Here is an 11,930-nt window from a genome sequence, read left to right as displayed (position 1 = left end):
GCCTATGACAACGGTGACGTACGACAATGCGCCAAGCAGCTGGAACGAAGCCTTGCCGCTTGGCAATGGGCATTTCGGCGGAATGGTCTATTACGAAGATGAGACGATGACCATGGCGCTTAACCACTACGAGGTGTACTATCGCAAGCTGCACCGTTACAGCACGGCCTTCCAGCAAGGGGAGGGACAACATTTCCGTTTGCAGTATGGCCGTACGTTTGACGAGCTTCGGAAGCATGCGCAGGAAATGTACCGCAACCCTTCAGAAGAGCCGTTCTTTCTATATGGAGATGCCCTGAGCGACAGCAGCATGTACCGGCAATACGGCAAGCCGCCCGGGGGAAGCTCCCATTATCCGACCGGAGAGATAAAACTCTATCCGTCAGCAGAGCTGAGGGATCCGGATCATTACGAACTGCAGCTTGACGTGATCAAGGCGGAAGTCCGGCTGCGAATTGAGAAAGAGGACAAGAAACTCGAGGTTGTTACGATAGTGGCCGAGGATGGGGATTTCATTGTCACGGATATTAATCAAACGGACCCCGCTCTGCTAAGCGAAATCGAGCTTGAGCTGCCGTTAAGAAGATATGAAGATCATATAAAAGCATCCTACCATTCGCATGATGACACAACCTTTTATTATATAGGCTCCTTCTACCCGGACGGGGAAGACAAGGAACGTCATCGCCCCTTCTCCTTTGTTGTAATGACAAAGCTGCTTGGCGCGAAAGGAACAACCGTGAACAGCGCCGGAGCTATTCGAATTCGGTTGGATGCTGCCGAGAATAGCCTAACTTTGCTTACGACGGTTGTTACGGAGACGCAGGCAGAGGATCCGCTGCAGGCTGCTCTTGAGCGCTTGCGTCACTCTATTGCCGGACTAGCCGCGGCGAGAGAACGGCATCAATCCTATTGGCAGGGCTTCTGGAGGCGTTCGTCCGTTACGCTTCCGGATAAGCTGCTTGAAAATTTATACCGAATCAACCTTTATGCTCTTTCCTGCAGCAGCGGACGGGGAGGTACCATGCCTGAACAAGCCTGCGGACTAAACGGTCTATGGGATATCAAACAGCCGACCAAGTGGGGCAGCATGTGGTATTGGGATGTTAATATTCAAGCTGCTTTTTGGCCGCTGTATACGGCTAATCATCTGGAGCTGGCCAGCCTGTTTAATGAAGGACTGCTCTCCTATACTAGCAGCGCTGAACGGATGGCTAAGCAATTCTACGGATTGGACGGGATTGCCGCGGATTACCCGCATGCCTTGTATTACAGCATTTGGCCGTGGTGCGCGCAGTTTTTATGGGATTATTACCGGTACAGCGTGGACGAGACGTTTCTGCGGGAAAAGGCGTATCCGCTGATTCGAAAGATCGCCCTATTTTTTGAAGGGTTATTGTTATTTGATGCCGAGAGCGGTTTGTACAACGTCTTCCCGGATATTTCGCCGGAGCAAGGACCGCTTGCGCGTAATTCCACCTGCACGTTGGCATCCGTTCGCTATTTATTTCACATGGCAATAGAAGCAAGCAAGCTGCTTGGCAAGCCGGAAGAAGAGCGGAGAAGATGGGAGGAAATCGCGGGGAGGCTGGCTCCGTATCCTGGTGCGGACTCCACGCGTTACGGGAATGTATGGCTCGATTCAGAATGGGCGCCTCCTGATCTTCCTCTGCGGCATCCGTCGCTATTAATGCCTATTTATCCGATTGGCGAAATCGACAGGCATGCGAATCCGTTGCTCAGGCAGCAGGCGGAAAATACGCTTCGTTACGCGGAGGAGAATACGGAATTCGGCATGTTCCAATTCGGCTGGCTGTCCTGTACGGCCTCGCGTTTAGGCAAAGGAGATGATGCGCTTCGGCTTCTATACGAGCAAGGGATCGACTTGTCGCTTCGTTGCAACGGCTTGTTCGCGGAGGAGACGGAAAGGTGGATGAATTACTGTAACATAACCAACGAACCGTTGTACCATCCGTTTATGATGGAGGCCTCCGGCGAGCTTGTCGCTGCCGTAAACGAGATGCTGCTGCAAAGCTATGACGGCGTAATCGAAATATTCCCGGCTGTTCCGGAAGGAACCACGGCAAGGGAACGGTCAAATAACATGTATAACCATCAGTTAGAGGAGCGGATTTATGGCAAATGGGAGGCCTGCTCATTCCGTGGACTGCTGGCTGTTGGCGGCTTCGAAGTGAGTGCCAGACGTAACGAAGGACGTACGGAATGGGTTCATATACGAAGCTTAGCCGGCGGAAAGGTTGTTTTGAGGAATCCGTTTGACGATGAGGACAATATCAAGGTTGTGAACTTGTCCGGACGTGTCCTGACGATGGAGAAGTATAGCGGTGAGCAAGGATGTTTAGTTTTTGATACGGTTCAAGGCGATGATTATCTCGTCTATGTTAATCAAGCGGGTGGTGGTACTTTAAAGTCAGATTGGCCGCAGACTTATACAAGGGGGATTAGGAGTGACAATGCCTTCAGCAGCCCGCATGTTCATGAAGCGCACACAAGGCGGCGCGTATTTCTGGGGAAAAACCGGGACACGGAGCATTACCGGCTGCTCGATCATTTTACCTTCGATTATTACGCGGGAAACAGCAGAGTATCGCGGCTAGCCGCATACCGCCTGGATTTTGGCGTAAAGGAGGAACTGCTCGCCAAAAATTATTTCAAAGCCTTGCCTCGCCAAATTCATGTTGCGGGGGTGCTTGGTCAGGCATTTCGAAAAGTATCTCCGGATACGATCTTTACGACATACAGCGGAATGGGCTGGGAGCGGACGGATCAAATTACATCAATCGATCGTGGAGCACCTGATCTGCTTAGGAGGGATTTCGTTGGCGGAACAGGCGATGCGGTTTTTAGGATCGAGCTGCCAAAAGGGCGATACGATCTGCTGATTGTCACGGGAGACGAGGAGGCTCCTTCCTGGACGGAGCTTGAAATTCCGGGACAGCTGAAGTGGAAGCCGGATAAGCCTCTCAAAGCCGGGAAATATGCGACGGATATGATTCCGATTACGCAAAAAAAGGATGGCTGCCTATCGCTTCGTTTCCGTTCATCCGACGGGCTGCCATGGCGGGTGAATCTGCTGGTTATCAATCGAAATTACTCGTATTTGTAATGGGAAGAAATCCGTTCGCAATAGCTTAATGGAACAAGACCCGGATGACTAAATCTTCCGGGTTAATATTCATTGATAGATAGTAGGGTTCTTATTTACTTCTCACATTTTTCCATGGATGTTATTGACATAAATAGGTTACTGGAATAATATAATAAACAACAAATGATGAAAGCCCTTACATTACCTTGCGCGTGTTTGAAGCACCAATAGGTATCTCTTCTTCTCCTTTAATGAAACCCATTTCATTAAACGGTATCGATTTCGACTTTCACGGCGCTGCTGGGCAGTTCAATGCAAGCAGAATCGAAATTTCATTAAGTATTCCTTTCTTCACGCCGTTTATGAAACCCATTACATGAAATAGGTTTCACAACATCGCACACATTTCCCGCTATTAGGATCCATTAAGTAAAGAGGTGATTGTATACGAATCTCATTATTTAAGTATGCGCTAACATTGGTTCCATTGGTAATTATAGTAACGTGCATTCTCATGATACATAATCATAATTCGGTTACGCAGGATGCCCCTGCAGATGTCCCGGCCGGGAAAAATATTAATCTTGACTATAACGTCATTCACCAAACAATAGACGGATTTGGGGCCTCCGGCGCATGGTGGGCACAGGATGTCGGCGGCTGGGATAATCTGAGCGACATCATGGATCTGTTATACGATTCGAACAAAGGCATCGGCTTGAATATTTACCGATACAATATCGGCGCTGGAGGGCCTGCAATAGCAACGGATCCTTGGCGTACGACCGAAACGATTGAAGTGTCGCCGGGTGTCTATGATCTGAATAGAGACAGCAATGCGATCAAGGCCATGAAAGAAGCGGCTAAACGCGGGGCTTCCATTGAACTGTACGCGAACAGTCCGCCTGCTAGACTCACCGTTTCCGGCTATACCTCCGGCGAGAAAACCGGGAAGTCAAACCTGCGGCCCGAGAACGAGGATCAGTTCGCCGACTATCTCGTAGATATTACCGAGCTTTTTATCAAGGAAGGCATTCCGGTTACTTATCTTAGTCCGATTAATGAACCTCAGTGGGATTGGAAGAATGGGCAGGAGGGCAGCCATTACGAGCCGGAGCAGGTGATTAGCCTCTCCAGCAAAGTGGCCTTGGAGCTGGAGAGAAGAAAGCTTCCCGTCAAGTTGATGATTAATGAGTCCGGCGCTTGGAATGATCAGAACTATACGCTCTCTATGTACAAAAGAATTATGGCTGACGATGTTCTCTCGAAGGCCCTAGATTCTTACGCCGTACATTCCTATTGGTCAAGCGACAAGGATAAGAAGATCGCCGCCTCCTATTTCTCTCAGTTCGATAACCTGCTGCCGCTCCGCCAGACCGAATGGTGCGAGATGGTGAACGGCAATGCCGCAGGAATGGAAGCAGCCCTGGTGCTGGCAAAAACCATTTACGAGGACATGACGATATTAAATGTCGTGGAGTGGGATCAATGGCTGGCTGTAGCCAAGGGGGATTACCGCGACGCTCTTGTGTATGTTGATCCTACTACCAGAAAGTATGGTACGGCCAAACGGATGTGGAGCTTCGGCAATTATTCGAAATTTATTAAACCAGGCTATCACCGCATTGACGCGCAAAGCGAAGACAGCGATGTGCTTGTATCCGCTTACGTTAGTCCGAAGAAGGATAAAACCGTAATCGTAGCGGTGAATCCGACTAATCGGGAGAAGTTGGTTACTCTTCCTAACGTTAAAGGGAATCAAACAAAAATCTATGAAACATCGGAGCAGTCGAATCTTGAGCTTGTGAAGGAGGTGAAGAGACCGGGGAACTATGTTCTGCCTAAGGAGTCGATCACAACCTTTGTAATCGAGAAAGGTAAATTCAGCTTCTTTTCCTAACTCAACACACAATTAACGGGAGGTCTAGAGTATGGCAAGAAAATGGAAGGGTCATTCTGCAATCGTTATCGTACTTATTCTTGTTACTTTGTTAAGTGCGTGCAAAAGCGGGAACAGCAACACAAACAATGCAGCAAACAGTGAAGCTACGCAGTCGAGCAACACAACTCAAACCGCCGATGCTTCGGAAGCGCCAACTGGTGAGCCGACAGAAATTATTTTCGGCACTCACTGGCAGGCGGGAGATGACCCTAGCTGGAAGGACCCTGTAACAGGTGCCTCCGGCATGGCTCCAGATCAGCTGCTCGCCAGACAAAAGGCTGAAGAAGCCGTTGAGAAAGAGTTAAATGTCAAGATTAAATGGATTCAATACCCTGGCGATGTCAGAGAATCGCTCCTCAAATCGGTACTCGCCAATGCTCCAATCTGCGATGTGTGCTTGTTATGGGGCGGTTCCCAAGGCACATTGATCGGACAAAACATCTTCCAGCCTTTGGACGAGTATCAAAGCATCTTCAGCGATGCGGATGACTCTTGGATGATGGGCGACAAAATGTTCGGCCATAATTACTTCCTGAACTATATTCTCGATTTCGTCAATTCGTGGCCTCTCGTGTATAACGTATCTTACCTCGATAAGGTAGATGCCCTGAAGGAAAACGGTAAAACCGTCTATCCTACAGACTTGTGGAAAGAAGGCAAATGGACTTGGTCCGCTTTTAAAGATTATTTGACTAAGGTCAATGAATACTATGCGAACAAGAAATCGCCAGTACGTACGGATGTGCCGATCAAGGCATTCCAAACGGACTACAGATATACGGCGCTGCAGGCCATCCACGCTAATGGAGGCGCAGTCTACGGCGTAAACGGATTAACCGCCGATTCACCGGAAACGAAGAAAGCCGTTGAATATATTGATGAGCTGATGTCGAAGAAACTGATGATGTCCGTAAGATACGGAGATGACACTCCGGTTCCGGGCTGGACATGGAATGGCAGCGACTTTGGCAACGGTGAGACGGTGTTTACGAACATGGTGCCATGGCTGTCCAACGGTGCAGGTACGGCGCTTGCCGGACGCGGGGAGTCGATGGGCGTTGTTCCTTTCCCAAGACCGGACGACTTGGCTGCTGATGATGCGAAGTACGAGCAAGTTATTTTCCCTGGCAATCAAATGGCCGTTCTGAAGGGTGTTCCGAAAGAAAAGACAGAGCTTGCGCTCAAAGCTTATAAGATCTATTGGTCGACCGTTTACAAAACGTTGTCGAGCAGCGATAAGGCACTTGATTTCTTCACGAAGCAGGCGAAAAATACAGCGATTAACTACGGCTTTGACGTAACGAATGAAACGCTGGGCGAAGATATTATGAAGGCTTTCACAGGTATTGCAGGCAGCAAGCCGAATGAATTCGCGACTATTATGCCATGGGGCGGCCAATGGACAGATACGATTCTGGGTAACTCCCTTTATGGTCTAAATGGTTCGCCGAAATACGCGGGTGCTATCGACGCTCAGAAGAATACCATTATGGATTCCATGAATGCCATTGAGACGACGCTCAGCTCGGAGAAAACAGTCGATAACATGCCTCCAACCTTCGAGTCGCTTAAGACGATTGCGGTTGCAAAAGGCACCGATCTTTCAACTGTGAAGTGGGAGGATTATGTAAAAGCAAAAGACGGTATCGATGGCGATATTGCGTTTACTAATGTGACCGTTGACTTTAGCGCTGCTAAACCTGCGGAAGTAGGCAAATACGATAATGGGCTTGCGGTATCTGCCAAGGATGCGGCCGGTAACGAAGGCAAAGGCAACTTCGCTATTATCGTCTACGATCCGGATAACAAAACTGCGCCAACGATTAAAGCGAAGGAAGGCTTCAGAACAATTAAAGTCAACGAAGACGCTTCCGTCATTAGTTGGGCTAACGATTTCGTGGATCAGGCAGTAGACAAAGACGGCTTTGACCTTAAAGCCAATATTACAGCCGATATCGGCAACCTGGATGTGACTACTCCAGGGGAATACGATGTAACGCTCACGGTAACCGACTATGCAGGAAATAAGACAGATCTGGCCATTAAGGTAACGGTGGCTGAGTAACAACTTCAAACGGCAGATTGAGCTCAAGTTTGCAGGTGCTATGACTAGTCATAGCACCTGCAAAAATTATTACGGAGGCATAGGGGGGATCAGGGTGAAGAAATGGTTGGCCGGCAGTATTCTCATTGTCTGTATATTGGTCTTCTTCATACCTGTTAGAGAAGCAGCTGGTGTAGACGCGAGCACTGCAGCGGTACCGCAGGATAGTCCGGACTATGTGGATGAAACGTATGCCAGCTATCTTACAAGTAATGGATACAGCGGAAAGCTGGCCGCATCCGAAGTCAATCTGGACATTTTATCTTATATAACTTCAGACGACATGGAAGCGAGCAAGGTCTCGGAATCGGTCATTACCGGTGACAGCGGGAAGATCACATGGAAGGTGAACGTACGGGAAGCGGGCTTTTACAATATTGCCGTGTCCTATCTTCCTATTGAAGGTACTAACTCTAAGATAGAAAGAAAGTTATTTGTTGACGATAAAAGCCTGTTCAATGGCATGAATCAGCTGACGTTCAATAAAAAATGGGACAACAGCGGCGGAAAAGCTATTGCTGAGAAAGATGGCAATGAGATTCTGCCTGTTGCTGTGGAAAAACCTGAGTTAACGACTGTTTATATCGGCGATTCGCAGCGAAGAAGTCTGGAGCCTTATAAATTTTACCTGAGCTCAGGTACACACACGCTTACTCTTGAATCGGTTAAGGAACCGATGGAAATTCGCAACATAAGCCTCAAAGCTGCTCCGGAAATTAAACCATACGCCGATAGGATTCAGGAATGGGAGAGTACATACAAGGTTTATGACGGAGCGAATCTCGTCTATCAGGCGGAAAGAACCGATCAGCAAACACTTGATATTGAGAAGTCATCCGTAGACATCGTCATGTCCACAGATTACAGCAACCCTAACACTGTTCCTTATCATCCTTACAAAATTAAGCTGAACACGATTGGCGGATCTAACTGGAGAACACCGGGCGATTATATTAATTGGCGGGTTGCCGTACCTGTTGATGGACTATACCGGATATCGTTCAGAGGGGAACAGAATATGAACCGGGGCGTTATGTCCTACCGGCAGCTGAAGGTTAACGGGGAGGTTCCTTTCCGCGAAGCGATGGCCATGCCTTTCGGGTTTCATTCCGGGTTCGTCAATTATGTGCTGGGTAACCGTTCGGAGGAGTATCTTATTCCACTGAAAAAAGGGGAAAATTCGATCTCTCTAGAGGTCGTGTTAGGCGAGTTCGCCATGCCTCTTTCGGAGGTTGAGAAGAGTGTGCTAGCACTGAGCGAACTGTACCGCAAAACCGTACAAATTACCGGTCTTGTGCCGGACAAATATATCGATTATGAAATTACGGCCAAAATCCCGAATTACGCGGAAACGTTCAAGTCGGAAAGCGACCGGTTAAAAACGGTAGTGGACGAATTGGTGCGGATTACCGGCGAGAAGGGGGAGAAGACAGCCATTGTCGAGAAGATGCAGGTTCAGGCTGAACGGATAAGCCGCAAACCTGAAAGCGTCATCAATGAGCTGGGTACGCTGGAAAACAATATCTCCTCCTTGGGGACATGGGTAACCTCCATATCGGAGATGCCGCTTCTGCTGGACAGCTTTACGTTATCGAAGCCTGAAGCGAAGCTGCCTGCGGCAAAACCTTCCATTTGGAATCGTGGCTACAACGGTGTCGTCAGGTTCCTCTCTACCTTCTTCGTCGATGAGACAAAAGTATCCGAATCCTCAGACAAAGATGCGCTTAAGGTATGGATACCGGCCGGACGCGATCAGGCTCAAATTATTAAAAATCTGATTGACCAGAGCTTTACGCCAAATTCGAATATTCCGATAGACCTGCAGCTGATTCCGGAGGATGTCATTCTTCCCGCAACCTTGGCAGGCAACGGACCCGATGTTGCGCTTTCCGTGCCTCAAGCTACGGTCGTAAATTTCGCCATGCGTAATGCGCTGGTGGATCTATCCAAGCTGGACGGGATTGACGCAATGACAAGCAAGTTCAATGACAGCGCCATGAGTACCGTAACCTATCAGAACGGTGTATACGGTCTGCCCGAGCAGCAGACTTTTATGATGATGTTCTACCGGAAGGATATTTTGGACCAGCTCGGCTTAGAGCCTCCGAAGACTTGGGATGAAGTAGAGAAGGCGATTTCGATCCTGCATGCCAACAATTACGATTTTTATATGAACGGCCAGACTCTCTACCCGTCGATCGTGTACCAGTACGGCGGAAATCTCTATAGCGGTACGGGGAAAGATTACGGTATTCAGAGCGGTTTATACGAAGACAGCGCCATGAACGCATTCAGCCGGCTTACCAGATTTTTCACAAGCTACAGGCTGCCTGTGTCCGCCGACTTCTCGAACCGGTTCAGAACCGGCCAGATGCCGATCGGTATTGCCCCGTATACGACTTACAACCAGCTGGAAGTATTTGCTCCGGAAATCCGGGGGCTATGGTCCTTTGCTCCGCTGCCTGGAACGCAGCAGCAGGATGGAAGTATCGATCATTCCGTTGTTTCCGAGACGGTCGACAGCATTATGATGAATACTTCGCAGAATAAGGACGCAGCATGGAAGTTTATGCAGTGGTGGCTGGATAACGACACTCAAACGCAATATGCCAATGCTCTCGAGGCGGTCATGGGCTCAGCAGCAAGATACCCGACAGCTAATGTTGACGTACTGAAGCAGCTGCCTTGGTCGATGAGCGATTCGGAGCAATTAACGCAGCAATTCGAGAACACGGTGGGTGTGCCCGAAGTGCCTGGCGGCTATATGACGGCGAGAGCGATTGATTATGCATTCCGTGCAGTCGTAACGAGCGGTCAGAATCCGCGGGAGGCGCTCTTCCTGAATATTAAGCAAGTAGACAAGGAGCTAACCAAGAAACGAACGGAGTTCCATTTGTCTTATCTGAATAAGAATCAATCCAAAGAGGAGTAATCTGTGAGTATGCCGATGAGTCAGACAAGTAAGAAGAGAAGAATGACGGCCGCACAGATTTGGAAGGAGCATAAAGGCAAGTATTTGCTCATCCTGCCTTTTGCCATCCTGTTCATAGTGTTTACGGTCATTCCTGTCATTACGTCCTTTGTCATCAGTTTTACATCCTTTAACATGCTGGAACCGCCAACGTTCGTGGGCTTCCGCAACTACATCAATCTGATTGTTAACGATGACGTGTTTCTCATTGCGGTCAAAAACACGCTGTTCTTCGCGCTTATAACAGGGCCGGTCAGTTACTTAATGTGCTTTGTATTCTCGTGGCTCATCAATGAGCTTTCTCCCAAAGTACGGGCGGTTATGACGCTGGTCTTCTATGCCCCGTCGATTTCAGGGAATGCTTATCTGATCTGGAAGCTTATTTTCTCATCCGATATGTATGGTTACGCTAATGCGTGGTTATTGAAGCTGGGGTTCTTGAACGAGCCGATTCTTTGGTTCGACAAGAAGGAATATGTATTCCCGATTCTGGTGCTGGTCCAGCTCTGGCTAAGCCTTGGCGTCAGCTTCCTGGCCTTCATCGCAGGCTTGCAAAACGTAGACCGCACCTTGTATGAAGCGGGTCAGATCGACGGGGTCAGCAACCGCTGGCAGGAGCTTTGGTTCATTACTCTCCCGTCGATGAAGCCGCAGCTGCTCTTCGGGGCGGTGATGCAAATTACGAGCTCGTTGTCGGTATCGCAAATATCGATGGAGCTTGCAGGCTTCCCGTCGGTCGAGTACTCCGGCCACACGATTTTGACCCACCTTTACGATTACGGCTTTATCCGATATGAGATGGGATATGCCTCTGCTATTGCAACCATCTTGTTCTTAATCATGGTATTTGCCAACATCATTGTTCAGAAAGCTTTAAGAAGGGTTGGTGCCTGAAGTGAGCAGTCTTCCAATCGCCATAAGAAAGGCGTACTTGTCCAGGAAGTTTAAACGCAGGAACAGAAGCATCTTCGGGGATATGTCGCTCACCCTATTGCTCGGGATATTCGGATTATTTAGCGTCTGGCCGCTTATCTTCATTATTAATAACGCGTTTAAACCGTTGAATGAAATCTTTATTTTCCCGCCTAATCTGTTTGTGCAAAGCCCAACCTTAACCAATTTTCAAGATCTCTCGATCATTATCGGAAATTCCTGGATCCCCATGTCGAGGTACATCTTTAATACGGTATTTCTTACGGCGCTTGGCACCACGGGCTCGGTAATTATCGGTTCAATGGCTGCTTTTCCGCTTGCGAAATATACGTTTCCGGGCTCGAAAACGATGTCCAAACTGATTGTTTACTCTCTAATGTTTAACGGAACCGTTACGGCTCTGCCGAACTACGTCATTATGTCCAAGCTGCATATGATCGACAGCTATTGGGCCATTATTATTCCTTCCGCAGCTTCGACTCTAGGACTGTTCCTGATGCAAAACTTTATGGTACATATTCCCGACGCGCTGATTGAAGCTGCCAAGATGGACGGGGCCAATGAGCTGACGGTCTATTGGAAAGTAATGATGCCGCTATCCAAATCGGCATGGATTACGCTTATCATAATATCCTTTCAATCCTTATGGGGAACGACCGGCGGAGGCTTTATTTACAGCGAGAAGCTCAAGCCCGTCAGTTATGCCTTGTCGCAGATTATTAATGCAGGGGTGGCCAGGACCGGGGTAGCCTCGGCCGTTACGCTCATCATGCTTATCGTGCCAGTCGTCGTGTTTATTATTTCGCAGAGCAACGTCATTTCGACGATGGCAACCTCCGGTATTAAAGAATAAGGGAAAATCTACAAATGG

Annotated in this window: 6 protein-coding genes; all 6 read left to right on the top strand. The window is 48.6% G+C overall.

The window, feature by feature from the left end; genetic code table 11:
- The first annotated feature begins 4 nt into the window (after positions 1 to 4).
- Complete coding sequence (locus WFK81_RS09655) at positions 5 to 3,127, top strand: glycosyl hydrolase family 95 catalytic domain-containing protein (protein ID WP_336786197.1); 3,123 nt, start codon at positions 5 to 7, stop codon at positions 3,125 to 3,127.
- 496 nt (positions 3,128 to 3,623) lie between these two features.
- A complete protein-coding gene (locus tag WFK81_RS09650; protein WP_336786196.1) occupies positions 3,624 to 5,009 on the top strand; it encodes a glycoside hydrolase family 30 protein in 1,386 nt (461 codons plus the stop codon).
- A gap of 31 nt (positions 5,010 to 5,040) precedes the next feature.
- Positions 5,041 to 7,116, top strand: coding sequence for a hypothetical protein (locus WFK81_RS09645; protein ID WP_336786195.1), 2,076 nt, complete (start codon positions 5,041 to 5,043; stop codon positions 7,114 to 7,116).
- A gap of 94 nt (positions 7,117 to 7,210) precedes the next feature.
- Positions 7,211 to 10,087 (top strand): extracellular solute-binding protein, encoded by a 2,877-nt coding sequence (locus WFK81_RS09640; RefSeq protein ID WP_336786194.1) that lies wholly within the window; start codon positions 7,211 to 7,213, stop codon positions 10,085 to 10,087.
- A gap of 15 nt (positions 10,088 to 10,102) precedes the next feature.
- Positions 10,103 to 11,020 (top strand): carbohydrate ABC transporter permease, encoded by a 918-nt coding sequence (locus WFK81_RS09635; protein ID WP_336786193.1) that lies wholly within the window; start codon positions 10,103 to 10,105, stop codon positions 11,018 to 11,020.
- A gap of 1 nt (position 11,021) precedes the next feature.
- Complete coding sequence (locus WFK81_RS09630; protein ID WP_336786192.1) at positions 11,022 to 11,912, top strand: carbohydrate ABC transporter permease; 891 nt, start codon at positions 11,022 to 11,024, stop codon at positions 11,910 to 11,912.
- Positions 11,913 to 11,930 lie beyond the last annotated feature (18 nt).

Source organism: Paenibacillus sp. MMO-177, assembly GCF_037147795.1.
GTDB lineage: Bacteria > Bacillota > Bacilli > Paenibacillales > Paenibacillaceae > Pristimantibacillus.
The sequence above is the reverse complement of the archived record's forward strand: the minus strand, read 5'-3'. Positions and strand labels throughout refer to the sequence as shown.